33 protein-coding genes are annotated in these 25,895 nt (G+C 60.2%); 1 reads left to right on the forward strand and 32 read right to left on the reverse strand.

All coding sequences use genetic code 11. From position 1 onward, the window contains the following. Positions 1 to 6: 6 nt before the first annotated feature. The 29 genes from nuoK to ACR0DO_RS02800 all read right to left on the reverse strand — a co-directional run bounded on the left by nuoK (position 7) and on the right by ACR0DO_RS02800 (position 21,827). Complete coding sequence (gene nuoK / locus ACR0DO_RS02660) at positions 7 to 312, reverse strand: NADH-quinone oxidoreductase subunit NuoK (RefSeq protein WP_005984024.1); 306 nt, start codon at positions 310 to 312, stop codon at positions 7 to 9. After that, positions 309 to 848: a hypothetical protein gene (locus ACR0DO_RS02665; RefSeq protein ID WP_480556542.1), complete on the reverse strand. Its 540-nt coding sequence runs from the start codon at positions 846 to 848 to the stop codon at positions 309 to 311. The genes nuoK and ACR0DO_RS02665 overlap by 4 nt, the downstream gene beginning before the upstream one ends. Next, positions 848 to 1,450: an NADH-quinone oxidoreductase subunit J gene (locus ACR0DO_RS02670; RefSeq protein WP_170441385.1), complete on the reverse strand. Its 603-nt coding sequence runs from the start codon at positions 1,448 to 1,450 to the stop codon at positions 848 to 850. The genes ACR0DO_RS02665 and ACR0DO_RS02670 overlap by 1 nt, the downstream gene beginning before the upstream one ends. After that, on the reverse strand, positions 1,447 to 1,857 hold the full coding sequence (locus ACR0DO_RS02675; protein WP_480556544.1) for a carboxymuconolactone decarboxylase family protein: 411 nt from the start codon (positions 1,855 to 1,857) through the stop codon (positions 1,447 to 1,449). Before ACR0DO_RS02675 ends, ACR0DO_RS02670 begins: the two co-directional genes overlap by 4 nt. Further along, positions 1,854 to 2,348: an NADH-quinone oxidoreductase subunit NuoI gene (gene nuoI / locus ACR0DO_RS02680; RefSeq protein WP_170400323.1), complete on the reverse strand. Its 495-nt coding sequence runs from the start codon at positions 2,346 to 2,348 to the stop codon at positions 1,854 to 1,856. Before nuoI ends, ACR0DO_RS02675 begins: the two co-directional genes overlap by 4 nt. 2 nt (positions 2,349 to 2,350) lie before the next feature. Then, the gene (gene nuoH, locus ACR0DO_RS02685) at positions 2,351 to 3,388 is read right to left on the reverse strand and encodes an NADH-quinone oxidoreductase subunit NuoH (RefSeq protein ID WP_480556546.1); all 1,038 of its coding nucleotides are present in this window, start codon (positions 3,386 to 3,388) and stop codon (positions 2,351 to 2,353) included. 204 nt (positions 3,389 to 3,592) lie between these two features. Then, the gene (gene nuoG, locus ACR0DO_RS02690; RefSeq protein WP_480556548.1) at positions 3,593 to 5,614 is read right to left on the reverse strand and encodes an NADH-quinone oxidoreductase subunit NuoG; all 2,022 of its coding nucleotides are present in this window, start codon (positions 5,612 to 5,614) and stop codon (positions 3,593 to 3,595) included. 7 nt (positions 5,615 to 5,621) lie between these two features. After that, complete coding sequence (locus ACR0DO_RS02695; RefSeq protein ID WP_480556550.1) at positions 5,622 to 6,059, reverse strand: DUF5333 family protein; 438 nt, start codon at positions 6,057 to 6,059, stop codon at positions 5,622 to 5,624. Between the two features lie 3 nt (positions 6,060 to 6,062). Continuing rightward, positions 6,063 to 6,467: a DUF5333 domain-containing protein gene (locus tag ACR0DO_RS02700; protein ID WP_480556552.1), complete on the reverse strand. Its 405-nt coding sequence runs from the start codon at positions 6,465 to 6,467 to the stop codon at positions 6,063 to 6,065. Between the two features lie 98 nt (positions 6,468 to 6,565). After that, a complete protein-coding gene (locus ACR0DO_RS02705; RefSeq protein ID WP_480556554.1) occupies positions 6,566 to 6,961 on the reverse strand; it encodes a hypothetical protein in 396 nt (131 codons plus the stop codon). Further along, on the reverse strand, positions 6,961 to 7,377 hold the full coding sequence (locus ACR0DO_RS02710; protein ID WP_480556556.1) for an MAPEG family protein: 417 nt from the start codon (positions 7,375 to 7,377) through the stop codon (positions 6,961 to 6,963). The genes ACR0DO_RS02705 and ACR0DO_RS02710 overlap by 1 nt, the downstream gene beginning before the upstream one ends. Before the next feature lie 51 nt (positions 7,378 to 7,428). Continuing rightward, positions 7,429 to 7,707 carry a hypothetical protein gene (locus ACR0DO_RS02715; RefSeq protein WP_480556558.1) on the reverse strand — a complete coding sequence of 93 codons (279 nt, stop codon included), beginning with the start codon at positions 7,705 to 7,707 and terminating at the stop codon, positions 7,429 to 7,431. Between the two features lies 1 nt (position 7,708). Further along, complete coding sequence (gene nuoF, locus ACR0DO_RS02720; protein ID WP_421599401.1) at positions 7,709 to 9,007, reverse strand: NADH-quinone oxidoreductase subunit NuoF; 1,299 nt, start codon at positions 9,005 to 9,007, stop codon at positions 7,709 to 7,711. Between the two features lie 9 nt (positions 9,008 to 9,016). Further along, on the reverse strand, positions 9,017 to 9,238 hold the full coding sequence (locus ACR0DO_RS02725; protein WP_170441366.1) for a DUF5337 domain-containing protein: 222 nt from the start codon (positions 9,236 to 9,238) through the stop codon (positions 9,017 to 9,019). A 33-nt stretch (positions 9,239 to 9,271) separates the two neighbouring features. Continuing rightward, positions 9,272 to 10,390 (reverse strand): NADH-quinone oxidoreductase subunit NuoE, encoded by a 1,119-nt coding sequence (gene nuoE / locus ACR0DO_RS02730; RefSeq protein ID WP_480556560.1) that lies wholly within the window; start codon positions 10,388 to 10,390, stop codon positions 9,272 to 9,274. Continuing rightward, positions 10,390 to 10,758 carry a hypothetical protein gene (locus tag ACR0DO_RS02735; RefSeq protein WP_170441361.1) on the reverse strand — a complete coding sequence of 123 codons (369 nt, stop codon included), beginning with the start codon at positions 10,756 to 10,758 and terminating at the stop codon, positions 10,390 to 10,392. Before ACR0DO_RS02735 ends, nuoE begins: the two co-directional genes overlap by 1 nt. Next, positions 10,755 to 11,978 (reverse strand): NADH-quinone oxidoreductase subunit D, encoded by a 1,224-nt coding sequence (locus tag ACR0DO_RS02740; RefSeq protein WP_170441359.1) that lies wholly within the window; start codon positions 11,976 to 11,978, stop codon positions 10,755 to 10,757. Before ACR0DO_RS02740 ends, ACR0DO_RS02735 begins: the two co-directional genes overlap by 4 nt. Next, positions 11,978 to 12,106 (reverse strand): hypothetical protein, encoded by a 129-nt coding sequence (locus tag ACR0DO_RS02745; protein ID WP_480442603.1) that lies wholly within the window; start codon positions 12,104 to 12,106, stop codon positions 11,978 to 11,980. Before ACR0DO_RS02745 ends, ACR0DO_RS02740 begins: the two co-directional genes overlap by 1 nt. Position 12,107: 1 nt before the next feature. Next, positions 12,108 to 12,281, reverse strand: coding sequence for a hypothetical protein (locus ACR0DO_RS02750; protein WP_170433422.1), 174 nt, complete (start codon positions 12,279 to 12,281; stop codon positions 12,108 to 12,110). Then, the gene (locus tag ACR0DO_RS02755) at positions 12,281 to 12,886 is read right to left on the reverse strand and encodes an NADH-quinone oxidoreductase subunit C (RefSeq protein WP_480556562.1); all 606 of its coding nucleotides are present in this window, start codon (positions 12,884 to 12,886) and stop codon (positions 12,281 to 12,283) included. The genes ACR0DO_RS02750 and ACR0DO_RS02755 overlap by 1 nt, the downstream gene beginning before the upstream one ends. Positions 12,887 to 12,897: 11 nt before the next feature. Further along, positions 12,898 to 13,431, reverse strand: a complete 534-nt coding sequence (locus tag ACR0DO_RS02760; RefSeq protein ID WP_010442777.1) for a NuoB/complex I 20 kDa subunit family protein — start codon at positions 13,429 to 13,431, stop codon at positions 12,898 to 12,900. After that, positions 13,422 to 13,787, reverse strand: coding sequence for an NADH-quinone oxidoreductase subunit A (locus ACR0DO_RS02765; RefSeq protein WP_170325678.1), 366 nt, complete (start codon positions 13,785 to 13,787; stop codon positions 13,422 to 13,424). Before ACR0DO_RS02765 ends, ACR0DO_RS02760 begins: the two co-directional genes overlap by 10 nt. A 188-nt stretch (positions 13,788 to 13,975) precedes the next feature. Beyond that, positions 13,976 to 14,764 (reverse strand): crotonase/enoyl-CoA hydratase family protein, encoded by a 789-nt coding sequence (locus ACR0DO_RS02770; protein WP_480556564.1) that lies wholly within the window; start codon positions 14,762 to 14,764, stop codon positions 13,976 to 13,978. A 6-nt stretch (positions 14,765 to 14,770) separates the two neighbouring features. Then, a complete protein-coding gene (locus ACR0DO_RS02775) occupies positions 14,771 to 15,625 on the reverse strand; it encodes a hydroxymethylglutaryl-CoA lyase (protein WP_480556566.1) in 855 nt (284 codons plus the stop codon). Positions 15,626 to 15,697: 72 nt separating this feature from the next. After that, on the reverse strand, positions 15,698 to 17,626 hold the full coding sequence (locus ACR0DO_RS02780) for an acetyl/propionyl/methylcrotonyl-CoA carboxylase subunit alpha (RefSeq protein WP_480556568.1): 1,929 nt from the start codon (positions 17,624 to 17,626) through the stop codon (positions 15,698 to 15,700). Continuing rightward, positions 17,619 to 18,122, reverse strand: a complete 504-nt coding sequence (locus ACR0DO_RS02785; RefSeq protein ID WP_480556570.1) for an O-acetyl-ADP-ribose deacetylase — start codon at positions 18,120 to 18,122, stop codon at positions 17,619 to 17,621. Before ACR0DO_RS02785 ends, ACR0DO_RS02780 begins: the two co-directional genes overlap by 8 nt. A 2-nt stretch (positions 18,123 to 18,124) precedes the next feature. Then, complete coding sequence (locus tag ACR0DO_RS02790; protein ID WP_480556572.1) at positions 18,125 to 19,729, reverse strand: carboxyl transferase domain-containing protein; 1,605 nt, start codon at positions 19,727 to 19,729, stop codon at positions 18,125 to 18,127. Beyond that, entirely contained in the window at positions 19,726 to 20,304 is a 579-nt protein-coding gene (locus ACR0DO_RS02795; RefSeq protein WP_480556574.1) for a hypothetical protein, read from the reverse strand. Before ACR0DO_RS02795 ends, ACR0DO_RS02790 begins: the two co-directional genes overlap by 4 nt. Further along, positions 20,301 to 21,827, reverse strand: coding sequence for an AMP-binding protein (locus ACR0DO_RS02800; protein WP_480556576.1), 1,527 nt, complete (start codon positions 21,825 to 21,827; stop codon positions 20,301 to 20,303). Before ACR0DO_RS02800 ends, ACR0DO_RS02795 begins: the two co-directional genes overlap by 4 nt. A gap of 136 nt (positions 21,828 to 21,963) precedes the next feature. Between ACR0DO_RS02800 and ACR0DO_RS02805 the strand changes: the two genes are divergently transcribed. Further along, positions 21,964 to 22,566, forward strand: coding sequence for an OmpW family outer membrane protein (locus ACR0DO_RS02805; protein ID WP_170441329.1), 603 nt, complete (start codon positions 21,964 to 21,966; stop codon positions 22,564 to 22,566). 50 nt (positions 22,567 to 22,616) lie between these two features. Here the strand turns inward: ACR0DO_RS02805 and ACR0DO_RS02810 are convergent, their stop codons facing one another. From ACR0DO_RS02810 to ACR0DO_RS02820, 3 genes are all read right to left on the reverse strand, one after another. Continuing rightward, on the reverse strand, positions 22,617 to 23,780 hold the full coding sequence (locus tag ACR0DO_RS02810; protein ID WP_480556578.1) for an isovaleryl-CoA dehydrogenase: 1,164 nt from the start codon (positions 23,778 to 23,780) through the stop codon (positions 22,617 to 22,619). Positions 23,781 to 23,945: 165 nt separating this feature from the next. After that, on the reverse strand, positions 23,946 to 25,136 hold the full coding sequence (locus ACR0DO_RS02815; RefSeq protein ID WP_480556580.1) for a DegT/DnrJ/EryC1/StrS family aminotransferase: 1,191 nt from the start codon (positions 25,134 to 25,136) through the stop codon (positions 23,946 to 23,948). A gap of 39 nt (positions 25,137 to 25,175) precedes the next feature. Next, a complete protein-coding gene (locus ACR0DO_RS02820; protein ID WP_170670815.1) occupies positions 25,176 to 25,847 on the reverse strand; it encodes an HAD-IA family hydrolase in 672 nt (223 codons plus the stop codon). Between the last annotated feature and the right edge of the window lie 48 nt (positions 25,848 to 25,895).

A 25,895-nucleotide genomic window follows, 5' to 3' on the forward strand; every position in this document is an offset into this window, starting at 1 on the left:
GTTCCCTTACCCCTTCATCATGTTGACGTCTTCAACCGCGATGGTGCCGCGGTTGCGGAAGAAGCAGACCAGAATGGCCAGACCAATCGCCGCCTCGGCCGCCGCAACGGTCAGCACGAACAGCGTGAACACCTGCCCGACCAGATCGCCGAGAAAGCTGGAAAACGCCACGAGGTTGATATTCACCGCCAAGAGCATCAGTTCGATGCTCATCAGCAGGATGATGACGTTCTTGCGGTTCAGGAAGAGACCGAAGATGCCGATGACGAACAGCGTCGCCGCGACCGTAAGATAATGTTCAAGTCCGATCATAGCTTCGCTCCTGGCGAGTCGGGGTAGTAGAGTCTGCAGCCGCAGGTGTAGTCGATGCGCTTGTGGTCTTTAGTTCGAGCAAAGAACTTCTGGATGCTCTTGGTGAAGGTATATTGGTGCTCGACTGAAATATGCTCCAATTCGGATACCGTTGTCTCCGAGGTCAACCCGATTGGGCCGTCTGGCTTCTGTATCAAATCGATAGAGGTTGGAACGAGTCCGGCAATTCCGGAGTTGTAGTATTCCCCTTCGATAACGATGCCTTCTCCGCTCGTGCAATCTTGAAAGAACAGGTTCTCACGTGGACTACACCCTTCACCACTCTTTATGCGCTGACCAATACGGCCATTTCCAATGTCAACAACGGCTTCTCCGCTAAAGTAGTTCCATTTGCCCCGTCCGGCTTTCTCAAAGCTGCAATCAGCTTGGACGGACTTAAGCTTCCATCCCTCGTTGACGGGCGCTGACGAGCAAGCCATTGCCGCGTCACTCACCACACAGATGATGAGCGCAAGTGCTATAGTGGAGTTGCGCATCACAACCCCTGCCCCGGTTTCACGTCCTTCAACTCCATCGCTTTGGCCGGGTCGCGCATCATCTGGCCGACGATGTCCTGACGCTTGATGTCTTTGCGATGGCGCAGGGTCAGCACGATGGCACCGATCATGGCCACCAGCAGGATCAGGCCCGCCAGTTGGAACAGAAGGAAGTATTGATCATAAAGAATGACGCCGAGCGCCTCGGTGTTGTGGCGGTCTGCCGGAACCGGCTGCGCCAGATTGGCCGCCGCGCCCTGCGCGCTGTCCCATGCGCCAAAGGCCATGACGAACTGCATCAGGATCACCAGACCGATCAGCAGGGCCAGCGGCATATAGCGCGCCATCTCGGCCTTGAGCTCGGCAAAATCCACGTCCAGCATCATCACAACAAACAGGAACAGAACCGCGACGGCGCCGACATAGACGATGATCAGCAGCATCGCCACGAACTCGGCCCCCAGCAGCACGAACAGCCCCGCCGAAGACAGGAACGCCAAAATCAGCCACAGTACCGAGTGCACCGGCTGGCGGCTGATCACCGTGAACAGCCCGCCGGTGATGGCGCTGATGGCAAACAGATAGAAGGCAAAGACGGTCATTGATCCTCATCCTCGTTGTCGCCCATGACCTCTTGCGCCAGATCCAGCGCGCGGGTCATGGCCGGGATGCCGGCAAAGACCGACATCTGACCGATCGTTTCCACGATCTCTTGTTTCTTGGCGCCAGCTTCCAGCGCATGACGCACGGTCTGGCGCACCGCTGCATCCGCCTGAGCACCCTGACAGGTCAGCCCGGCCAGCGTTAGCAACAGGCGCGTCTTGGCATCCAGCCCATCCTTGTTGACTGTGTTGCCGAACATCATCTCCATGACCTCTTTCGGCATGGTCGGCCACAGCGCCTCGAACCCTTTGGGCGAAAAGCTTTCCATCGCCGGGTTCATCGCCTTGGCCATGTCCTGAGCCTGCTTCATCATCAGCTCAAACGGATTTGTCGGCGTGTCACTCATCGGTACGGCGCGTCCATTTCCAGATTGCGGGCGATCTCGGCTTCCCAGCGTTCGCCGTTATCCAGCAACTTCTGCTTGTCGTAGAACAGCTCTTCGCGGGTTTCGGTGGCGAATTCGAAGTTGGGGCCTTCGACGATGGCATCAACCGGGCAGGCCTCTTGGCAGAAGCCGCAATAGATGCACTTGGTCATGTCGATGTCATAGCGCGTGGTGCGGCGGCTGCCGTCTTCGCGCGGTTCGGCGTCGATGGTGATGGCCTGCGCAGGGCAAACCGCCTCGCACAGTTTGCAGGCGATGCAGCGTTCCTCACCGTTCGGATAGCGGCGCAGGGCGTGTTCGCCCCGGAAACGCGGCGACAGCGGGCCTTTCTCATGCGGATAGTTGATGGTGGCTTTAGGGGCGAAAAAGTACTTCATTCCAAGTTTAAAGCCGACCCAAAAGTCCTGCAGAAGAAAGTACTTGGCAGCGCGGGTATAGTCGATTTGCGTCATGATCAGCCTCCTACGCTCCACCGGGCGAAGATGCCCCAGAACCATTCGAATTTCGCCGCAAAGGCCACGAACACCACCCAGGCCAGCGAGAACGGCAGGAACACTTTCCAGCCCAACCGCATCAGCTGGTCATAGCGGTAGCGGGGCGTGATTGCCTTGACCATCGCGAAGATGAAGAAGAAGAACGCCATCTTGCCGACCATCCACAGGACACCATCCGGCAGACCCGGGATCGGGGACAGCCAGCCGCCGAAGAACAGCAGCGAAATCAGGGCGCACATGAGGAAGATCGCGATATATTCACCGGCCATGAACAGCAGGAACATCGTGGCGGAGTATTCCACCTGATACCCGGCCACCAGCTCCGATTCCGCCTCGGGCAGGTCAAAGGGCGGGCGGTTGGTCTCGGCCAGCGCCGAGATGAAGAACAGGAAGACCATCGGGAAGTGCGGCAGCCAGTACCAGCCAAAGAAGCCATAGCCGGTATCCTGCGCGCCCACGATGGAACCAAAATTCATTGATCCAGTCGAGATGATCACACCGATGATGATCAGACCAATAGACACTTCGTATGAGATCATCTGCGCCGCGGACCGCAGAGACCCAAGGAACGGGTACTTCGAGTTCGATGCCCAACCGCCCATAATCACGCCATAAACCTCAAGCGAGGACACGGCAAAAATATACAGAATCGCCACGTTCAGGTCTGACAGAACCCAGCCGTCGTTGAACGGGATCACCGCCCAGGCGATCAGCGACAGAACAAAGCTGGTCATCGGGGCCAGAATGAACACGGCGCGATCTGCCCCGGCAGGGATCACGACCTCTTTCACGACGTATTTCAGCGCGTCGGCCACCGATTGCAAAATGCCATAGACGCCAACCACGTTGGGTCCGCGACGCATCTGAACAGCCGCCCAGATCTTGCGGTCGCCATAGACAAGAAACAACAGCGAGATCATCACGAACGCAACAACAGCAAGCACTTGCGCCAGAATGATGATGGCTATTCCGCCTGGGGTGTTAAAGAATTCAGCCATTGGTCCTCACACCGTGGGTATTCCGTTTTCCGCGAGCGATGCAAAGGCCATATGCCTGCGCAAACTGCGGCTGGGTCGGCGCGTTGGTGTAAACAGCATCTGCCGCCATTGCGCCACCCTTAATCTTGGGTTTCACACACAAATCAGGCGCGGCGTACTGCCACCCGGCAGTCGCGCTTGAATGTGATATGAAACAGGTTTGGTTCATTCCGCTGCGATCTTCTCGGATTTGCGGGCCTGTGCCTGCGCCGAAAGCTCGGCCATCAGCTGCGAAGCGCGCGCGATCGGGTTGGTCAGGTAGAAATCCTTGACCGCCAAACGGAAGGTTGCTTTGCCCAGAGGGCCTGCATCCAGCGCTTGAACCTCGTTCTCGCCCACTTCGTCGATACGGGCCAGATGCGGAACCGCTTCGATCAGCACGGTGCGCAGTTGCGCCAGCGAGTCGAAAGGCAGCGTTGCGCCCAGCTCCGCCGACAGGGCACGCAGAATGGCCCAGTTTTCCTTGGCCTCACCCGGTGCAAACCCGGCGCGCATCGCCAGTTGCGGGCGCCCTTCGGTATTCACGAACAGGCCGTTTTCCTCGGTATAGGCCGCGCCCGGCAGGATCACGTCGGCGCGGTGCGCGCCCCGGTCACCATGGCTGCCCTGATAGATCACAAAGGCACCGTCACCGATTTCGACCTCATCCGCGCCGAGGTTGTAGATGACATCCGCCGCGCTAACCGCGTCCATGCCGCTTTCGTTGGTGGCATCCACATCCATTGCGCCAACACGCGAAGCGGCGGTGTGCAGGACAATCAGACCACTTTCTGTATTGGTTGCAATGGCTTGCGCGGCGGCCAGAACGGCAGCGCCGTCCGCCTCTTGCAATGCGCCCTGCCCGACGACGACCAGAGAGCGTTTGCCCTTGATTGCATCATCGCCGCCCATGTCGACGACTTTCTGCAGCGCCGCGCGGTCGTCACCCATGTGGTGATACTCATAAGTCAGGTCCACCGCCGGACCAACCAGAGCCACCTCGGCCCCATGTGCCCAAGCCTTGCGGATACGGGCGTTCAGAACCGGAGCCTCGTCACGCGGGTTGGTGCCGATCAGCAGGATGCGTTCGGCGCCGTCGATGTCCTCGATGGCTGCGGTCCCGGCATAGGCACCCCGATTGCCCGCAGGCAGCTTGGCGCCATCGGTACGGCATTCGACAACACCGCCCTGCCCTTCGATCATCTGCTTCAGCGCAAATGCGGCCTCAACCGGTGCCAGATCACCGACGATCCCCGCCGGTTTCTCGGCGCCTTTCAGCGCCTCGGCGGCCTTCGTCAGCGCCTCGGGCCACGAGGCCGGACGCAGTTTGCCGTTTTCGCGCACGTAAGGCTTGTCCAGTCGCTGACGGCGCAGCCCGTCCCAGACAAAGCGGGTCTTGTCGCTGATCCATTCCTCGTTCACGCCATCATGGTTGCGCGGCAGGAAACGCATCACTTCGCGCCCCTTGGTATCCACGCGGATGTTCGAGCCCAGAGCATCCATCACATCGATGCTCTCGGTCTTGGTCAGTTCCCACGGGCGCGCGGTAAAGGCGTAGGGCTTCGAGGTCAGCGCGCCTACCGGGCACAGGTCGATGATGTTGCCCTGCATGTTCGAATCGAGCGTCTGGTTCAGATACGAGGTGATCTCGGCATCCTCGCCCCGCCCGGTCTGACCCATCTGGGAGATCCCGGCGACCTCGGTGGTAAAGCGCACACAACGGGTACAGCTGATGCAACGGGTCATCGCGGTGCCAACGAGCGGCCCCAGATCCAGATCATCCACCGCCCGCTTGGCTTCCTTGAAGCGCGACCCCGACAGACCATAGGCCATCGCCTGATCCTGCAGGTCGCACTCGCCGCCCTGGTCGCAGATCGGGCAATCCAGCGGGTGGTTGATCAGCAGAAACTCCATCACCCCTTCGCGGGCCTTCTTGACCATGGGCGAGTTCGTCTTGACCACCGGCGGCTGACCTTCCGGCCCCGGGCGCAAGTCACGCACCTGCATCGCGCACGAGGCTGCAGGTTTCGGCGGACCGCCCACGACCTCAACCAGACACATCCGGCAGTTCCCGGCGATCGACAGACGTTCGTGATAGCAAAAACGCGGCACTTCGACCCCGGCCTCTTCACAGGCCTGGATCAGGGTCATCGCACCATCGACTTCGATTTCCTGCCCGTCGATATTCACTTTGCGGAGATCAGACATAGTGACGTTACCCTTTCAGAAAAGCGCCAATCGAGGTTTCATTGGAAATTTCGAGCCGACCGGCTGCACAGAAAGTCTCAGGCTCTCCAATTACGATCCCGCGTTTTTGTATGTACGCGATTGCATCATCCTGAACCCGCTTACGCGGCAGATTTCGAGCGAGATACTTAAAATCGCTCGCACGGTATCCTTCTGCCTCGTATTTCTCGGCCAGCGCCTCGCTCGTTTTGTAAACCTTCGAACGGTCGAGGGTCAGAGAACGACATTCGCTTGCTATTTGATCCGCCATCGCATTCGCAAAAGCGAAGTCGTAAACATCTGATGGCAGCTCGCCACGAAACTCGGCTCGGGAAACGGAAGAGCTGTCGGTCGTGGTCGCACAGGCACTAAGTGCCAACAGCAACCCGACACCGATTGCGCCAGTTTTCAGAGTTTCAATACCCATCCGTCAATTTGCCCTCAAGTACACGCCAATGGCGCTGTTTCTTTCGATTTCCTTCCGACCCAACGTGCAGAAGGAATTCGGATTTTCATACGTGACGCCGTTCTGAGCCAGATACGCCTCGCCCTTGGCGCGCATCCGGTCCTTTTCGGCATCGGAATCCACATAGGCCCGGATTTCATCGTCCGAGTACCCCAGGCTGTTGGCCTTGGATTTCAACCCCCACATCACACCAATCGCTTTCAGTCGCCGCCCGCTGATCGAGGGGCAATACTCTGAAATCTCGTTTGCAATGGCGATGTAGTAGAGTTCGTTGTCGATCTCTTTGACTTCGCGCAAGGGCGGTTTTGCTTCGGCAAGGGTCGGCAGGGTCAGCACCGAGATCAATGCAAGCGCTCTGATACCAGACATGACAATTCCTTTCGTCTTGGGAAACCCAAGACGAAAGGCGACCGAGGCGCTATGCAATAACACCCGCCGCATCATGGCCTGATATGCAAAAACACGCGTCATGGCCGCTGGCAGGTTCCTGCAAATGTCAGTTTGTCATCGCTGATGCGCAGGTTCTGCGGCTCGGTATCCGGACCAACCTTCCACGCGATTTTAGAAGAGCCAAAATTCTTGATGCAGAACTTGGTCCCTTCAAACCGACCGGCCTCGCGCGCGCCGTCAAGTGAGGCAGAGACGCCGTTGACCACTACCGTAAAGTCAGCCGGCGACACTTTCTTGTTGACGGGTTTTACCTTGGCCCGGAATGCGTGACCATCGAACCGGACCTGATTTTCAGAAGGCGTGACGACTCCGCAGGCTGAAACAAACGCCAGCGCGGCAACCATACCCAGCATGATGCCGTTGTTTTTGAGATGCCTTAGTCCGAACATCCGATGTTCCTCCAGCCCCACCATCAGAACGCTGCCACCAACGCCATGAGACCCATGACGAACATGCAGGCCCAGCCGACGACATAAAGAACCGATCGTAAGCCGCTGTGAGGTTTGCCGATTCCGCGCATATGCACGACCAGCATCGCCAGACGCGCCAACAGCGCGACCGAGGCAAGCAGGTTCACCCAAACCGGGCCAACACCCATCAGGATCGCTGCAATTGTAACCGTCAGATAGGCAGGCAGCGTCTCGGTCCCGTTCAGGTACGCGCGGTTCAGGCGGTACGCCTTGTCGGCATAGTCCTGCTCGGGCGTCGCCCCCGGAGCGAGCCCCTTGCCCTGCTTGGCCAAGGCCGAGAACGGGGAAAGAAACAGTACGACAAGGGTGAAAATCACCAGCGACGCGACTGCATGACCGTATTCTGCGAATGCTTCCATCACTTCATCTTCCCCGGATACCCGTCAAACAGCCCATCGTTCCGATTACGCTCAATTGACATTTGACAACCTCTTTGCTGCCTTCTGGGCCTGCCACAAAAGCATCAGCCCTAGTGCCACGATCATCGCCGCAAATATCGGCAAATTTAGAGACACCCCATATCCAAGGCCCGCGAAAAGGAAAGACAGGCCAAATCCAAGTACCAGAGGGCTGACGCCCAGAGAAATCGAAACAAGCCGTGTTGCTCCGTTGGCTCGTAACAAAGTCACCAGACCAAAAACGATCAAGCAAAAGCCCAGGACCGAAAGATATGATGCAAGAACCGCCATCCTACTCTGCCGCCATCGCGCCCATGCGGCCCGATTTCTGCGCCTTGATACGATCTTCGATTTCCTCGCGGAAATTGCGAATCAAGCCCTGGATCGGCCAGGCCGCCGCGTCGCCAAGGGCGCAAATCGTGTGGCCTTCAACCTGTTTGGTCACATCAAACAGCATGTCGATCTCTTCCGGTTCCGCCTCACCGCGCACCAGACGGTCCATCACACGCATCATCCAGCCGGTGCCTTCGCGGCAAGGCGTACACTGGCCGCAGCTTTCGTGTTTGTAGAACTTCGACAGCCGCCAGATTGCCTTGATGATATCGGTGGACTTGTCCATCACGATCACCGCCGCCGTTCCAAGCCCCGAGCCGAGATCGTTGCGCAGATAGTCGAAATCCATGATCGCATCGCGCATGTTCTCTCCGCGTACACAAGGCACCGAAGACCCGCCGGGGATCACCGCCAGCAGGTTGTCCCAGCCGCCGCGAATGCCGCCGCAATGGGTTTCGATCAGCTCTTCAAAGGAAATCGACATCGCCTCTTCAACGACGCAGGGGTTGTTGACGTGACCCGAGATCGCAAACAGCTTGGTGCCCGCGTTGTTCTGACGGCCAAAGCCCGCGAACCAATCCGCGCCCCGGCGCAGGATGGTCGGCACAACCGCGATGGATTCCACATTGTTCACCGTGGTCGGGCAACCATAAAGCCCCGCACCCGCCGGGAACGGAGGCTTCATCCGCGGCATACCCTTCTTGCCCTCAAGGCTTTCGATCAGGGCGGTTTCTTCGCCGCAGATATAGGCGCCTGCCCCGTGATGCAGGAACAGGTCGAAATCCCAGCCCGAGCCAGCGGCGTTCTTGCCCAACAGACCGGCGTCATACGCCTCATCAATCGCGGCCTGCAACGCCTCGCGCTCACGGATGTACTCACCGCGCAGGTAGATATAGCAGGTATGCGCATTCATCGCGAAAGACGCGATCAAGCACCCCTCGATCAGCGTGTGCGGATCATGGCGCATGATCTCGCGGTCTTTACAGGTGCCGGGCTCGGATTCGTCTGCGTTCACAACCAGATAAGCCGGGCGCCCATCGCTTTCCTTAGGCATGAACGACCATTTCAGCCCGGTCGGGAACCCCGCACCGCCACGACCACGCAGGCCCGAGTCCTTCATCGTCTGAATGATCCAGTCGCGCCCGTTGCCGATCAGGCCAGCAGTGCCGTCCCAATGCCCGCGAGCCTGCGCCCCCCGCAAGCTGCGTTCATGCATCCCGTAGATGTTGGTAAAGATCCGGTCCTGATCCTTCAGCATCGCTTACCCTCAGCTCTCCTGACGCATTCGCCAGAGTTGAAATATGTTGACGCCCGCATAGATAAATCCTGCCAGAGCGGCGAGATCGAACAGCAGCGCATGGCGCGCCGTCAGTTCCAATGCGGGGCCGATGAACATGTTCATGGCAAGCCAGATCACCATAGTCACCGCGATGACTATGCCGATATGTCGACCCTTACGGGCTATGGCCTGTTCCTTGTCCTTGTCCATGTCACCTAAGGCGCCCAGGCTGGGCACCGTCGTTTAGTCTTCGTAAGTGCCGTCTTCCTTAGCACGTTTGGCGAATTCGGTTTCCTCACCCGCCGCAAGCTTGGCCGCCTGTTCAATCCAGCCATCGCGTTCGATCCGGCCTTTGAACTTCAGGCGCGCATCCACCCAGGCCACATGCTCGGGCGTCCAGGCTGCGATCTGGTCATAGTGGTAGAAACCCAGCTCGTTCAGCGTCTCTTCCAGCTTTGGCCCGACACCTTTCAGCATCTTGAGGTCATCCGCCTTGCCATCCCGCGCTGCGGTCAGCGTCTCGGGCTGGTCTTCCTTGGCCCCTTCCGGTTCAGGCTTGGCTTTCGCCTCCGCGGCCTGTTTCACGGCCGGCTTCGGCGTTTCAGGTGCTTTCGGAGGTTTCGCCGACGCCGAGGCACCGGCCTGCTTGCCATCCTTGCCCAGCCAAGGGGTCAGGATCGGAACTTCGGTCCCGTCGATGCGCTTGACCGTGTCACTCAGATCCGTCGCCAATTCGACGCTTGCATTGTACTGAGGCTTGCCCGCTTCATATTCAGTCAGGCTGCTGAGGCCTTTCAGCGGTTCTGCCGCATAGCGACCGTTCTGCGGACCCGGCGTCGGCACTTTGCCTGCCACCAGATCGTCGACGATCTTGCCAAAGCTCTCAGCGGTCAGGTCTTCGTAGTAATCCTTGCCGATCTGAGCCATCGGCGCGTTGGTGCAGGACCCGAGGCATTCCACCTCTTCCCAGCTCAGCTTGCCGTCGGCGGACAGCTCATGCGGCTTGGCCGCGATCTTTTCCTTGCAGACCGCGATCAGGTCCTCGGCCCCGCAGATCATGCACGACGTCGTACCGCAAACCTGAATATGCGCCACAGACCCAACCGGTTGCAGTTGGAACATGAAATAGAACGAGGCGACCTCAAGCACGCGGATATAGGCCATGCCCAGCATATCGGCAACGGATTCAATAGCAGGGCGGCTCAGCCAGCCCTCCTGCTCCTGCGCACGCCACAGCAGCGGGATCACCGCACTGGCCTGACGGCCCTCGGGGTATTTTGTAACCTGTGCTTCGGCCCATTGCTGGTTGGCAGCGGTAAAGGCAAAGCTCTCGGGTTGTTCGGGATGAAGACGGCGCAGCATCAGGCGGCTCCTTCGGTTATTCGGGCGACGAATGTGACCGCAAAAGCAACCACAGACAAAGCGCCGGCAATCAGGTGTTTCGAGACGCCCTTTTGGGCCCGGTGATAAATACGCGCGTCAACAAAGGCCATCACCGCACAAGCGGCAAAGAAAGCAAGCATGACATTGAGGTCCTGATAGAAGGCCGCAAAAACCCCGATCAGCGCAAACGCCAGATAACGATCCGCCATCACGCGCGGCAATTGCTCGGCGTGATGTCCCGTCTGCTTCAGGCCCAGGGCGGGATTTGCCCAGAACAGGCAGCCGAGCAACAGCAGAAACGCTCCACCGATCCCGGCGCATATCATGGCGAAGAGCATAAGGCTCACCGATCAATCTCCCCAAACACAACGTCCATGGTGCCGATGATGGCGGCGACGTCGGCCAGTTGGTGCCCTCCGGCAACGTGGTCCATGGCTTGCAGGTGCAGGAAACCCGGCGCGCGTAGTTTGGCGCGGTAGGGTTTGTTGGTGCCGTCGGCGACCAGATAGACGCCGAACTCGCCCTTGGGGGCCTCGACGGCGGCGTAAACTTCGCCTGCGGGGACGTGGAAGCCTTCGGTGTACAGCTTGAAGTGATGGATCAGACTTTCCATCGAGGTTTTCATGTCCGAGCGTTTCGGCGGGGTGATCTTACCGCGGGCCAGAACGTCGCCGGGGCATTCGCGGATTTTGGCGATGGCCTGACGGATGATCAGCAGCGACTGGCGCATCTCTTCCATGCGGACGAGGTAGCGGTCATAGCAATCACCGTTCTTGCCGACCGGAATCTGGAATTCGAACTCGTCATAGCATTCATAGGGCTGCGCGCGGCGCAGGTCCCATGCCAAGCCCGATCCACGGACCATCACGCCCGAGAACCCGTATTTCTGGATGTCATCCTCGGTCACGATGCCAATATCGGCGTTGCGCTGTTTGAAGATACGGTTTTCGGTCAGCAGGCCGTCGATATCATCGAGAACGGCGGGGAATTCGTGGCTCCACGCCTCGATATCGTCCAGCAGTTCCGGCGGCAGGTCCTGATGGACGCCACCGGGGCGGAAATAGGCGGCGTGCAGGCGGGCACCGCAGGCACGCTCATAGAACACCATCAGCTTTTCGCGCTCTTCAAAGCCCCAGAGCGGCGGGGTCAGCGCGCCAACGTCCATCGCCTGCGTGGTCACGTTCAGCAGGTGGTTCAGGATGCGGCCGATCTCGGAATATAGCACCCGGATCAGAGAGCCCCGGCGCGGCACTTCCACACCGGTCAGTTTTTCGATGGCCAGACACCAGGCATGTTCCTGGTTCATCGGTGCCACATAGTCCAGACGGTCGAAATACGGCAGGTTCTGCAGATACGTCCGGCTTTCCATCAGTTTTTCGGTGCCGCGGTGCAGCAGGCCGATATGCGGGTCGCAACGCTCGACAATCTCGCCGTCCAACTCAAGCACAAGACGCAAAACGCCGTGTGCCGCAGGGTGTTGCGGGCCGAAGTTGATGTTGAAATTGCGGATCTTCTGTTCTCCGCTCAGCGCGTCCGTGCTGCCGTCATCGTATCTTGAGCCGTCCATCAACGCCCTCGTTTCTTCTTCGCTTCGGCCCGAACCCGGACCTTTTCCGCCTCGGCCGCCTTGACTGCGGCCCCCGCCAGCAGGACCCCCAACGCACCCAACGCGATCAGTTCCCCCAGCAGCATCATCTCAGCGGCGCTCCAGTTCCTGTAATTTCAGCCCAACCCACCAAAGCAACGCAATCGTGCCGAAAGGGATCAGACAAAGAAGGCACCAGTATTTGTTGATCCCGAAAAACGGCAAAATCTTCACCATCGGGATGATGGTTAGTGCCGAAAGGATCAACCACCAGATGCCACCCATTACTCACTCTCCTGTTTCTCATCCCCCGGCAGAATGTAATTCGCGCCTTCCCATGGGGACATGAAATCGAATTGTCGGTATTCCTGCACCAGACTGACCGGTTCGTAGACCACACGCTTTTGCGCCTCATCATAACGCACCTCGGTGTAACCGGTGGTGGGAAAATCCTTGCGCAGCGGATGGCCGCGGAAACCATAGTCGGTCAGGATGCGCCGCAAGTCCGGGTGACCCGAGAACAGGATGCCGAACATGTCGAACACCTCACGCTCGAACCAGTTGGCCGAGGGGTGAACGTCCACGATCGACGGCACCATGTCTTCCTCGCGGATCGAGACCCGCAGACGGATACGTTGGTTCTGGTACATCGACAGGAAGTGGTACACCACGTCGAACCGCTTGGCACGTTCGGGGTAGTCAACACCGGTGATATCCACCAGGGTCGAGAACTTGCAGTTCTGGTCGGTCCGCAGAAATTCCACGAATTCCACGATATTCGACGGGGCCACATCGACGTTCAGCTCGCCATAGGTCACATCCCAGGACAGAACGCAATCGGCCCGTTTCAATTCCAGCTGGGCGCCGAGTTCCTTGAGTGCTTCGCTCATCTGCCCTCTCCTCAGCGTACGATGGTGCCGGTGCGGCGGATTTTGCGTTGCAGCTGCATCAGACCGTACAGCAGCGCCTCAGCGGTCGGAGGGCAGCCGGGCACATAGATGTCCACCGGAACAACCCGGTCGCAGCCGCGCACAACGGAATAGGAATAGTGGTAATAGCCACCGCCATTCGCACAGGACCCCATCGAGATCACATAGCGCGGCTCGGGCATCTGGTCATAGACCTTGCGCAGCGCCGGGGCCATCTTGTTGGTCAGGGTTCCGGCCACGATCATCACGTCCGACTGACGCGGGGACGCACGCGGCGCGATGCCGAACCGTTCGGCATCATAACGCGGCATCGAGGTGTGCATCATCTCAACCGCGCAGCAGGCCAGACCGAATGTCATCCAGTGCAGCGAGCCGGTGCGCGCCCAGTTGATGATGTCCTCGGTCGAGGTCAGCAGGAAGCCTTTGTCCTGCAGCTCGGCATTCAGGGCCTGGGTGGCGACTTCTTTATCGACGCCAGCGGTATTTGCACCAGTCATCACTCCCATTCCAGGGCCCCTTTCTTCCATTCATAGGCAAAGCCGATGGTCAGCACCGCCAGGAACACCATCATGGACCAGAAGCCCACATCGCTGATGTCCTTGAAGCCCACGGCCCATGGGAACAGGAAGGCGATTTCCAGATCGAAGATAATGAAGAGAATCGAAACCAGATAGAATCGGACGTCGAATTTCATCCGCGCATCGTCGAAGGCGTTGAAACCGCACTCATATGCGCTGACCTTTTCGGGGTCGGGATTGCGGACTGCCAGTACCACAGCGGCCAGAATCAGTACGATTCCAAGGCCCACGGCAACGGCCAGAAACACCAGAATCGGGAGGTACTCCCGCAGCAGGTCTTCCACGAATAGCTCCTTTCCTGCGCATACCCCCCAGGGACGCGCCGTCAATTGGCGTGTTGACTGGACATTCTCTATCCCTGTGGGGTCAGAGGGTCAACCGAACAGAAACGCGCAGGGGCCTAATATTCCACTTGCCCTCACAATTGGAAAACCCGGCCTTTAAGCGAATCCGTTTTTGCACTAACCGGGCGCTAAACCTGAGTATTCCATGCAGGTTTCCGTTTGTCGAAAAAGGCGCTGATGCCTTCGCGCGCCTCGTCGGTTTCCCACCGTTCGACCAGCGACCGGATCGTCTGATCGATCACGTCGTCGTCGATGCGTGGACCCAACGCTTGCACTAGATCCTTGGCCGAGGCCACCGCCCCCGGCGCGCAGGACAGGTAGGGCTGAACTTCGGCCTCGACGGCATCACCAAGATCGGCGGCGGGAACGATTTTGGCCAAAAGGCCAAGGCCCACGGCCTCAGCCGCATCGAACACCCGGGCCGACATGAACACGCGCCGCGCCCGAGCCGCGCCCATGCGGGCGATGACATAGGGGCCAATGGTTGCCGGGATGAGGCCCAGCCGGGTTTCGGTCAGCGCCATCTTTATCCCGTCCACACCCACGGCCACGTCACAAACCGCAGCCAGTCCGATGCCGCCACCAAAAGCGTTGCCCTGAAGCGCCCCGATCAGAGGTTTGGGCATCGTGTTCAGCGCCTGCAGCATCTCGGCCAGCTTACGCGCCTCGGCAAAGCGCGTCTCGGGGTCGGCGGCCATCTGGTCCTGCATCCAGCCCAGATCCCCACCGGCACAAAAGCTTTTCCCTGCGCCGGTAAGGACCACGACCCGTACCGTGTCGTCCGCCCCCAACTGTGCCGCCGCCTGCGTCAGCTCGGAAATCATCAGCGCCGACATCGCGTTGTGCTTTTCCGGACGGTCGAGCGTCAGAGTCGCTACCCCCCGCGCGTCCTGCGTGACCGAGATCGTTTCGAACATCACCCTTTACTCCGCTCGCATTGCTCGGGCCATCTGGGCAGCCTCTTCGACTGCAGCCTGATCAATCCCGGCCTGATATCCCAGCCGCTCCAGATGCGCGACGACGGCTTCGGTCGCGACGTTGCCGGACGCACCCGGCGCGTAGGGACAACCGCCCAACCCACCAACAGCCGAGTCGAAGGTTCGAACGCCCAGCGCCAGCGCGGCGTCGATATTGTCGATGGCGCGGCCATTGGTGTCATGGAAATGGCCCGCCAACCGGGTGACCGGCACCCGCTCCCGCACCGCCAACAGCATATGCGCGATGGTATCCGGCGTCCCCTGTCCGATCGTGTCGCCCAACGAGACCTCATAGCAGCCCAGCGCGAACAGATGATCCGCAACCTCAGCCACCTTCTCGGGCGGGGTTGGCCCGTCATAGGGGCAGTCAGTCACGCACGACACATACCCACGCACCGGCAGATCAATATGCCGCGCGGCCTCAAGGATCGGAGTGAACCGTTCGATGGACTCGGCAATCGTGGCATTAATGTTGGCTTTCGAGAATCCCTCGGAGGCCGAGGCAAACACCGCGATCTCATCCGCCTTGGCTGCCAGCGCGTCTTCATACCCGCGCATGTTTGGCGTCAGCGCGGCATAGCGCACTCCGTCCGCCCGTTGGATACCGGCCAGCACATCGGCACTGCCCGCCATCTGCGGCACCCATTTGGGCGAGACGAAACTGGCCACTTCGATCCGATTGAACCCGGCGCGGCTGAGGCTGTCGATCAAGGCCACTTTATCGGCCACAGGAATTTCACGCTGTTCGTTTTGCAGACCATCGCGTGGACCTACTTCGAAAATCTCGACCCGCTCATCCATTGCAGCGCTCCTCCCGGTTTCGTTTCCAACATGTTGACCTGACTGTGCCACGCGATGCGGCGCAGGAACAGGCTACTCCTCTTCCAACCGGACCAGGGTGGCTCCGGCCTCAACCTGCGAACCGTCTTCGGCCAGCACTTCGGCAACGATCCCATCCCGAGCGGCCAGCAGCGAATGCTCCATCTTCATGGCCTCCAGAATGGCCAGCCGATCCCCTTCTTTCACCGCCTGCCCGACCGAGGCAAACACGGCTTTCACCAACCCGGGCATCGGGGCCTCAATCACATTGGTATCACCAGCAGCGCTGCTGTCACGGTCCAGTGGGTCGACGATTTCAAAAGCCCGCCCATAGTTTTCAAACACGGTGATCCGTGATCCCGACACCGACACGCGCGGCATGGGCGCACCGCCAATCGACCAGCCCTCAGCGCTGCGTTCCGCGATGAGGGTTTCCTCAGCCACCTGCCATATCTGACGGTTTGGACCTTCGACCTGAACATCCAGATCAATCAGCTCGTCGGCCATCAACTGCACGGCACGATGCAACGGTGCCCACAGGGAAAATCCAGTCTCATCAGAGGTCTCGGCCAACCCCAGCGCCGTCATCGCAGCGGCCACACATGTCGCAGCAGTGGCCGCTGCATCCTGCGTCAACGCATGCAAATCCCGACCGATCAGCCCGGTATCCACATCGCCCTCGGCAAACCCCTGATGCCGGGTCAGCGCGCCCAGAAAGGCCAGGTTGGTCACGGTGCCCGCCACTTCGGTCCGCTGCAGGGCGCGGTGAAGCTGCTCTAACGCGACCGCGCGGGTTGGGCCGTGGACGATGACCTTTGCGATCATCGGGTCATACCACGGGCTGATCGTGTCCCCCGTACGCACGCCGCTGTCGGCCCGACAGGCGGTGGGGAATTGCAGATGCGTCAGGGTGCCGGTTGCGGGCAGGAACCCCTTGGGTACGTCTTCTGCGTACAGCCGCGCTTCGAAGGCATGGCCATTGATGGACAAGTCGTCCTGCTGCTTGGGCAGTGTCTCACCCGCGGCGACCCGCAACTGCCATTCGACCAGATCGACTCCGGTGATTGCCTCGGTCACCGGATGTTCGACCTGCAGGCGGGTGTTCATCTCCATGAACCAGAACCGATCCGGGCGCAGCCCGTCCGAGGCATCGACGATGAACTCAACCGTCCCCGCCCCCTTGTAGCCAATCGCCTCGGCGGCGCGGACACCCGCCTGCCCCATCGCCTCGCGCATCTCAGCCGTCATGCCGGGGGCCGGAGCCTCTTCGATCACTTTCTGGTGCCGCCGTTGCAGCGAGCAATCGCGTTCGAACAGATGCACGGCATGGGTGCCGTCTCCGAACACCTGCACCTCGATATGGCGGGGTTTGGCGACGAACTTCTCAACCAGCACGGCGTCGTTGCCAAAAGCAGTACGGGCCTCGCTGCGGGCGCTGTCCAAACCCGAGGCGAAATCCTCGGGCCGTTCGACCAGCCGCATCCCCTTGCCGCCACCGCCCGCGACGGCCTTGATCAGCACCGGATAGCCGATGGTGTCCGCTGCCCCGGCCAGATGCTCGGGGTCCTGATTATCGCCGTGATAGCCGGGCACAACGGGCACGCCCGCCTGCTCCATCAGCACTTTGGCGGCGTCTTTCAGACCCATCTTCCGGATCGCATCCGCCGAGGGGCCGATAAAGACCAGCCCTGCAGCGTCAACCGCATCCACGAAATCGGGGTTCTCGGACAGAAACCCATACCCCGGATGGATCGCCTGAGCGCCGGTATTCAAGGCAGCCTGAATGATCACATCACCTTTCAGGTAACTCTCCGCCGGAGCGGCGCCACCAATGTGCACGGCCTCATCCGCCATCTGCACATGTTTGGCCGAGACATCCGCGTCCGAGTAAACAGCCACGCAGGCCACGCCCATCTTTTGGGCGGTTTCCATGACCCGGCAAGCAATCTCGCCCCGGTTGGCAATCAGGATTTTGTTAAACATTGTCTCGTTTCCAATTGCGGACTGCATTGCCTAGATGCCTTTCTGTTCGCGCATCAAGCGCCACAAGCTTCACCTCAAGGTGACTTCTCACGACCGAGGCAACAGCAATCTCGGCCGCTTGTTCATGCGGGAAACCATACGCCCCGGTTGAAATTGCCGGAAACGCGATACTCAGGCAGCCATGCTCCACCGCCAATCGCAGACAATTCGAGTAGCACCGCGATAAAAGCTCAGCTTCGTTCGCCTCACCGTTTCGCCAGATCGGGCCAACCGTATGGATCACAATACGCGAAGGAAGATTGTAAGCCCCAGTGACCTTGGCCTCTCCGGTTTCGCATCCCCCAAGTCCACGACATTCCTCGAGAAGCTGCGGACCTGCGGCGCGGTGAATTGCGCCGTCCACTCCGCCGCCGCCCAGCAATGAGCGGTTGGCCGCGTTTACAATTGCATCTACCTGCAATTGAGTGATGTCAGATTTTACGATCACAAGCCCCATGATCACATCCTGAACACGCCGAAACGTGTCTCCTCGATCGGGGCATTCAGCGCGGCGTTCAGCGACAGTGCCAGCACATCGCGGCTTTTGCGCGGGTCGATGATGCCGTCATCCCAAAGGCGGGCCGAAGCATAGAGCGGATGGGATTGTTCCTCGAACATATCCAGCGTCGGGCGCTTGAACTCGGCCTCTTCGGTGGCCGACCAGGTGCCGCCCTGCCGTTCGATCCCGTCGCGCTTGACGGTGGCCAGAACGCCTGCGGCCTGCTCTCCGCCCATGACTGAAATCCGCGAATTTGGCCATGTCCACAGGAACCGGGGCTGATAGGCCCGGCCTGCCATGCCGTAATTCCCGGCCCCAAAGGACCCTCCGACCAGCATTGTAACCTTGGGCACCGAGGTCGTGGCCACGGCGGTCACCATTTTGGCCCCATGCCGCGCGATGCCTTCGTTTTCATATTTCCGGCCCACCATGAAACCGGTGATGTTCTGCAAAAAGACCAGCGGGATGCGGCGCTGAGAACAAAGTTCCACGAAATGCGCGCCCTTCTGCGCCGACTCGGAAAACAGCACGCCGTTATTGGCGATGATCCCGACGGGGCAGCCTTTGACATGGGCGAAGCCGGTCACCAGCGTCTCACCGAACCGGGGCTTGAATTCGTCGAACCGAGAGCCATCGACGAGCCGCGCAATCACCTCACGAATGTCATACGGCGTGCGCAGATCAGCCGGGACCACTCCGAGGATTTCCTCGGGGTCATAGGCCGGGTATTCGGGGCTGGCCCAATCCACGGTCTGTGGCTGGCGCAGGTTCAGCGACCCGACGGCGCGACGGGCCAAGGCCAGCGCATGGGCATCATCCTCGGCCAGGTAATCCGCCACGCCGGACAGGCGGGTATGGACGTCGCCACCGCCCAAGTCCTCGGCGCTGACAACCTCTCCGGTCGCGGCCTTGACCAAGGGCGGCCCGGCCAGAAAGATCGTGCCCTGTTCCTTCACGATGATGGTCACGTCCGACATTGCGGGCACATAGGCCCCGCCAGCCGTGCATGAGCCCATCACCACGGCGATCTGAGGGATGCCCTTCGCGCTCATCCGCGCCTGATTATAGAAGATGCGGCCAAAGTGGTCGCGGTCGGGGAAGACCTCATCCTGATTGGGCAGGTTGGCGCCGCCGCTATCGACCAGATAGATGCAGGGCAGATGGTTTTCCTCGGCGATCTCCTGCGCCCGGAGGTGTTTCTTGACGGTCATCGGATAGTATGTGCCGCCCTTCACGGTGGCGTCGTTGCACACCACCATGACCTCACGCCCCTGCACCCGGCCAATGCCCGCGATCACTCCCGCCGCCGGGGCCGCATCGCCATACATTCCATGCGCCGCCGTCGCGCCAATCTCAAGGAACGGAGACCCCGGGTCCAGCAGGTTCGCCACCCGCCGACGCGGCAGCATCTTGCCCCGAGATTCATGCCGCGCGCGGGATTTCTCACCCCCGCCCATACGGGCCGCCTCTGCAGCGGCAGAGATTTGCGCCAGCGCGTCCAGATGGGCGGTTCGATTTGCTTTGAAGCCCTCAGAGGCGGGCATGGCTTTGGATGTGAGTTTCATGCGCGCAGCATCCTTTTTAGTTTCGCGGGCAATTGTCGGCGTGCTCGACCGGTTTTGAAGATCGTCGGCAGCTTTCTGTCGAACCAATAGCGCCAAGGGTGGTTTACTGGGGTCTTTTCGCCCAGAAGCTCAAGCATCGCAGCAACATGTTCTCGGTCATAAAACCATAGCAGGCGCCCAGAATAACTTAGTTGGAAATATGCGTCCTGAGGCCAACGGATCTTGGTTTTTCGAGGCGTATGGCAGTTGTCGCAGATAGACGTTCCAAGCAAAGAACTGAGGAGATTCCGATACATGCCTATTGGATACAGAGCATTTGACGAATGAATATCCGAACCACCGAGGCCGATATAGGCCAAGGTGTGTTCACGATGCCAGTTCGAATAGTTACGCTTGGGCTGGTCAGGTTTTACAACCATTACGTCCTTCCCAAGCGTTTCGCCAACAGAGTTCTTTGCCCTGACTTCTAACTGTGCAGGTACAAATCGCGCAGGCTGTTGGCAGTTCGGGCATTCGATTGCCACGGTCTTTGGGAAGTTTGCAGTATCGCATTCGAAATCAAAGGAGGATATCATTGTCCGACCTCCCCCGCCGCCCGCGCCTTCAATTCCTTGCGGATCACCTTGCCCGTCACCGTCATCGGCAACTCCTCCAAAAACGCCACCTCGCGCGGATAGGAATACTGCGCCAGACGGTCCTTGACCCAATCCTGCAGTTCCGCGCCCGTCGCCTCGGCCCCCGGTTTCAACACCACATAGGCCTTCACGATCTCGGTCCGCAGCGGGTCGGGTTTGCCGACCACGCCAACCGTCGCGACATCTGGATGGGTCAGCAGGCAATCTTCAATCTCGGCGGGGCCTATGCGGTAGCCGGCCGAGGTGATCACGTCGTCATCGCGACCGACGAACCGCAGATAGTCGCCCTCCCACACGCCGCGGTCGCCGGTGATCAGCCAATCGCCGCGGAATTTCTCGGCCGTTGCCTCGGGCCGGTTCCAGTATTCCAACAGCATCGAGGCCGAGCCGCGCCGGATGGCCACGTCACCCTCTTCGTCAGTCGGCTGGCCGCCGTCATCGATCACCGCCACCTCATGCCCCGGCACCGGCTTGCCGATACAGCCGGGCCGCACCGGAAAGTCCTCGGCGCAGGAGGACACGACCATGTTGCATTCGGTCTGGCCGTAGAATTCGTTGATCGTCAAACCGAACGCCTTTTGCCCCCAGGCCAGCATTTCGGCCCCCAGTGGTTCACCACCCGACGCAACCGAGCGCAGGCCGGGTATGCTCTGATCCGCCGCCTTCAGCATCCGCAGAGCCGTGGGCGGAAAGAACACGTTGCGCACGCCGCCGCGCGCAATCACATCGGCGCAGGCTTCGGGGGTGAATTTCTCAAGCCGCGCCGCGACCACCGGGATGCCCAGCGCCAAACCGGGCATCAGCACGTCGAACAGCCCTCCGATCCAGGCCCAGTCGGCGGGCGTCCAAAGGCAGTCGCCCTCGCGTAGGTGGTTGTGGCTGATCGAAACGCCCGGCAGGTGACCGGTCAGAACCCTGTGCCCGTGCAAGGCCCCTTTGGGGCTGCCGGTAGTGCCCGAGGTATAGATCAACACCGCCGGGTCCTCGGGGCCGGTTTCGGCAAAGGGCAGCGGATCATCGGACGGCGCAATCTGATCAACCCGGATTGGCTGCGCCAGATCGCCCAGCAATGCGGCGCCTTCCTCATCTGTCAGCACCACCTGCGCCCCTGCATCCCCAACACGAGAGGCCAGCGCGTCATGCTTGAACAGCTTGAACAGAGGCACCGAAATCGCCCCGAGCTTCCAGATCGCCAGATGGGCCGCGGCGCACCACGGCGATTGGCTGAGCAGCACGCCCACGCGGTCACCTGGCTGCACCTGGTTCCGCAACGCCCGTGCAATCCCGTCGGTCATGCGCCCGAGCTGACCATAAGAGACGGCGGCGCACCCACCCGCCGTCAGATCAAGGATGGCGACACTGTCGCCGGGCTGCGCCAGGCATTGCCGCGCCATGTTGAGGCTGGCGGGAATCTCCCAGCCCCCCGATTGCCGCATACCCGGTATGACGCTAGCGGGACACATGCATAAAACCTGTTGTTTTCATGATATTTTTTGACCACCCGCACTGTGTCAGGCTCGCAGTAATTTGATGCAGATCAGAGTTGGCGGTGTCGTTGTCCGGCAAAACCGATCCATCAGCAAATCCAAAGGCCATAAAATGACCAAAACACTCGCCGCTTTGACACTCTCCACCGCGCTTGTCGCGCTTGCCGCCCCCGCAATGGCCCAGAACCAAGGTGACTGGACCGTTGGTGTCGGTGTTGGCTACCTTGACCCGAAATCCGACAACGGCACCCTGTCCGGTGGCCTCGACGTCGAAGTAGATTCGGACACGCGCCCGATCTTCACCGTGGAATACTTCGTCCGCGACAATTTGGGTATCGAACTTCTGGCTGCCACTCCGTTCAAACACGACATCACTCTGAACGGCAGCATCGATGCAGGCAGCGTCAAGCACCTGCCGCCCACCCTGTCGCTGAACTACCACTTCCCGACCAACAGCGTTTGGAAACCGTATGTCGGCGCAGGTCTGAACTACACGATCTTCTTCGACGAAGAACTGCCCGGGCTCGAGCTTGACAACTCCTTTGGCATCGCACTGCAGGCCGGTCTGGACTACATGGTCACCGAAAAGGGTGCCGTACGTCTGAACGTCCGCTGGTTCGACATCGACTCGGATGTCTCGCTGGGTGGCACCGACATCGGTACCGCCGAAATCGATCCTTGGCTGGTCGGCGTATCCTACGTCCATAGCTTCTGATCCTTTGAAAGAACGCCCCGCAGCTCCCTCGTCTGCGGGGCGTTTTTCCGTCACAGCATTTCGCTCATCAATTCCCGCCCGATCAGCATCCGGCGGATTTCACTGGTCCCTGCGCCGATCTCCATCAGCTTGGCGTCGCGGAAAATCCGGCTGACCGCGGAATCCGCCAGAAACCCGGCCCCACCCATTGCCTGCACCGCCTGATGCGCCTGTACCATCGCCTGCTCCGAGGCATAGAGGCAGCACGCCGCCGCGTCCTGACGGGTCACGTCGCCCCGGTCACAAGCCTTCGCAACCTCATAGACATAGGCCCGCGCCGAATTCATCGCGGTATACATGTCGGCGATCTTGCCCTGCATCAGTTGAAAGCTGCCGATCGGTTTGCCGAACTGCTTGCGCTCGGCCAGATAGGGCATGATCTCGTCCAGACAGGCTGCCATGATACCTGTACCGATCCCGGCCAGAACCACGCGTTCGTAATCCAGCCCCGACATCAGCACCGCGACCCCTTTGCCCTCTTCGCCCAGAACGTTTTCGAACGGCACTTCGACATCTTCGAAAATCAACTCGGCCGTGTTCGATCCGCGCATACCCAGCTTGTCGAAATGGGGCGAGGTCGAAAAACCTTTCATCTCTTTTTCGATCAGAAAGGCTGTAATCCCTTTGGACCCCGCCTCCGGGTCCGTCTTGGCGTAGACGACCAGAGTATCCGCGTCCGGCCCGTTGGTGATCCAATATTTGTTGCCGTTCAACCGATAGTGGTCGTTACGCTTTTCCGCGCGCAGTTTCATCGACACCACGTCGGATCCCGCCGATGCTTCGGACATCGCCAAGGCGCCCACATGATCGCCTGAGATCAGGCGCGGCAGATACTTCGCTTTCTGCTCATCGGTCCCATTCAGCTTGATCTGGTTGACGCACAGATTTGAATGCGCCCCGTAAGACAGCGAAACCGAGGCCGAGGCCCGCGCGACTTCCTCCACCGCAACGGTATGGGCCAGGTACGACATCCCTGCCCCGCCGTATTCCTCAGACACTGTGATCCCGAGCATCCCCAAATCGCCCATCTCTTTCCACAACTCGTTGGGAAAAGCATTGGATTTGTCGACCTCAGCCGCGATCGGCTTAACCCGATCCTGCGCCCAGCGGTGCACCATCTCGCGCAGAGCATTCACGTCTTCGCCCAGATCAAATTGCATTGTGGCCGAGAACATACGCGATCTCCTCCTTCGCATAAATGAACACATGTTCAATAAACTGATAGCAGCCGGATTGCATCTGGTCAACGACCCTGATCGGCACGATCCCCCAAAACGCAGACAGCCGCCCCAAGGGGCGGCTGTCAAAAAGAGCGTGCACCGCAGGCGCACTCGATTGGATCAGGATTGGTAGACCACACTAACCTCGGATCGGATGATGCGCGCGATCAGGCGGCAATCCTCCAGCGAAAAGGTCAGAGGCACGCGCATGTCCATGATACCGGCCAGTATGCGATCACTGGCCGGCATTGGCACGCTGTCCGCATAACGCCAACTGTCATAGCGAGAGGTAAACCCGCTCGGCTCGGCCCCACCGAACCATTTGAGCTCCACCCCACGCGCCGCACAGTGACGGATCACCTCGGCAATGCGCTCCGGCGACCAGTCGAGCAACAGGAACTGGATCGACGAACCGACATATGCTTCCTCTTCGGGACGCTCGACGATGGTCAGACCCGGAGTTCCGCGCAGCCCCGCCGCAATCTCGTCATACCGTTCATTCCAACGCTGCACCTGACGGTCCAGATCCCGCAGCTGCGGGCGCAGAATGGCGGCGCGCAGGTTGTCCATACGGCCGGATACATTCGGCGTGGTGTACTTGATCCGCTCAAACACCTCCGGCCCCGGCGCGGCCAGGTGGCGTTCATAGAGCATATAGGACCCCGACAGCATCGTCGCCTTGGCCGCCAGTTCTTCGTCATCGGTGATCAGCAACCCGCCTTCACCGGAATTGACATGCTTGTAGGTCTGACAGGAATAGCACCCGATCGCCCCCTGCCGCCCCGAAAGCTGCCCGCGCCACGCCGCACCCATCGTGTGGGCGCAATCCTCGATCACGATAACGCCAGCCGCATCGCAGATCTGCATCAGCCGATCCATGTCGCACAAATGCCCGCGCATATGGCTGAGCATCAGGACCTTCGCCTGATCCAGCTTTGCCTCAAGGTCATCCAGATCAATGGTCAGGCTCTCAGTCACGCCCACAAAGACCGGCTGCGCCCCGACCGAGGCAATCGCCCCCGGCACCGGCGCCAGCGTAAAGGCATTGGTCAGAACCGGATCACCGGGCTGCACGCCAACTGCCCGCAGCGCCGTCGCCAGAGCATAGCCGCCGGAGGACACCGCCAGACAGTACTTCGCTCCCATTTGCGCCGCGAATTCCTGCTCCAGCAGGGCGGTCTCGCCCAGTTCTCCGGGGACGACGTTGTAACGGTGCAGGCGTCCGTGGCGCAGGACAGCCATTGCGGCCTCGATCGCCTCTTCGGGGATGGGTTCCTGCTGGGTAAAGCTGCCAGTGAAAATCTCAGTCATAGGCTTTTTCTGATGCCGCACGGGCTGAGGGTCAAGAGATCACGCCGCCGCACCGATTAGCCCTTCGACCACCGCATGCAGATCGTCGAAGTGATGCAGCAATGCTTCGGGCTCCAGCGCAGCCATATCATCGCCAGATGGGCCGAACGTGACAAGAACCGAGGGCACACCAGCAGCGCGGGCGGTGTTGCGGTCGGTATCGGAATCCCCGATCAGCACACACAAATCCGGGTGCCCGCCCGCCCGACGCGCGGCCTCGCGCAGGGGTTCCGGGTCCGGCTTGCGCACCGGCAACGTGTCCGCGCCGACCAAAGAGGCAAACGCATCCCGCACCCCCATTTGCGTCAGCAGCTGATGCGCCAAAGCCTCGGGCTTGTTGGTGCAGATGCCCACGCCGTAACCGGCAGACCGCAAAACCTCGACCGCGTCCAGCGCACCGGGATAGAATTGGGTGTGGGTGTCGATGGCCTGCGAATACGCCTCAAGTAGCGTTGGGTAATAGGCGTGGACCGTATCCTCGTCATAGGCCCCCACCCGCTTGAGCCCGTGCGTCAGCATCATCCGCCCGCCCCGCAACGCAACCGCCGCGTCCTGCCCGTGCACCAGCACATCGCCATGCCCCATCTGGCGAAAACAGTGGTTCGCCGCAGCCAGCAGATCGCCGGATGTATCGGCCAGAGTTCCGTCCAGATCGAAGATAACTGTGCGCATTGTGCCTCCTGCCTCGGCGGTTTTTTGCCGTGTCGTGTTGCAAACGGC

The sequence above is a fragment of the Ruegeria sp. AM9 genome, from assembly GCF_056540565.1.